1 pseudogene and 1 other annotated feature are annotated in these 1,262 nt (G+C 67.3%); the pseudogene reads left to right on the top strand.

From position 1 onward, the window contains the following. Positions 1 to 1,221 (top strand): annotated as a pseudogene (locus tag BM249_RS21050) (IS3 family transposase); the annotation flags it as partial. Further along, positions 273 to 390 (top strand) — a sequence feature (AL1L pseudoknot). It overlaps the preceding pseudogene by 118 nt. Positions 1,222 to 1,262: the final 41 nt, after the last annotated feature.

Consider the following 1,262-nt stretch of genomic DNA (forward strand, 5'->3'; position numbering starts at 1 on the left):
GCAGCACCCCCTTTTCGCCTGAGGTCCGCGAGCGCGCGGTCCGGATGGTGTTCGACCACCAGGGCGAGCACGGCTCGCAATATGGGGCGATCCGCTCGGTCGCAGCCAAGATCGGTTGTTCGGGCGAGACGCTGCGGAACTCTCGTCCGGTAAGCCGAGCGGGACCGGGGCCAGCGGGCCGGACCGACGACAGACGAGCGCGAGCGGATCAAGGCGTTGGAGCGTGAGAACCGCGAACTGCGGCAGGCCAACGAGATCCTGAGGAAGGCGTCGGCCTATTTTGTTTTTGCCGAGCTCGACCGCCGGTCGCGGACATGATCGCGATCAATCGACGATCACCGGAAGGCCTACGGGGTCGAGCCGATCTGCCGCGTCCTGACGATCGCCCCGTCAACCTATCACGCCCATGCCGCGCGGCGGGCCGATCCCGGCAAGCTGCCGGCTCGGGCTCGCTCGGACGCGGCGCTCATGGTCGAGATCCGGCGCGTGTTCGAGGAGAACTTCCACGTCTACGGGGTGCGGAAGGTCTGGCGGCAACTCGGCCGGGAGGGGATCGCGGTGGCCCGTTGCACGGTCGCCCGGCTGATGCAGGTCATGGGGCTGCAGGGCATCGTACGGGGCAAGAAGGTTCGCACCACCATCCCGGACCCGGCCGCGGCCTGCCCGCTCGACCGGGTGAACCGCCAGTTCAAGGCACCGCATCCCAACGCACTATGGGTCAGCGACTTCACCTACGTCGCCACGTGGAGCGGCTTTGTCTATGTGGCCTTCGTGATCGATGCCTATGCCCGGCGCATCGTTGGATGGCGGGTCTCGCGCACGGCTCACGCCACCTTCGTGCTCGACGCGCTGGAACAGGCCCTGCACGAACGCCGCCCTCTTCAGGGCGGCGGGCTCGTGCACCATAGCGACAGGGGGAGCCAATATCTTGCTCTGCGCTACACGGAGCGGCTGGCGGAGGCAGGCGTCGAGCCCTCGGTCGGCAGCGTCGGAGACAGCTACGACAACGCCTTGGCCGAGACGATCAACGGTCTGCTCAAGGCCGAGGTGATCCATCGCCGTGGACCATGGCGCTCCTTCGAGGCGGTCGAGTTCGCCACCCTCGAATGGGTCGATTGGTTCAACACCCGCCGATTGCTCGAACCCATCGGCAACGTGCCTCCCGCCGAGGCTGAGGCGCGCTACTTTGCTCAGGCCGAGGTGCAAGCCTTGGCCGCCTGACCCAAACCCAACGGCCTCCGGGAAACCCGGCGCGGTTCACT

This window comes from Methylobacterium gossipiicola (assembly GCF_900113485.1).
Classification (GTDB): Bacteria; Pseudomonadota; Alphaproteobacteria; order Rhizobiales; family Beijerinckiaceae; genus Methylobacterium; species Methylobacterium gossipiicola.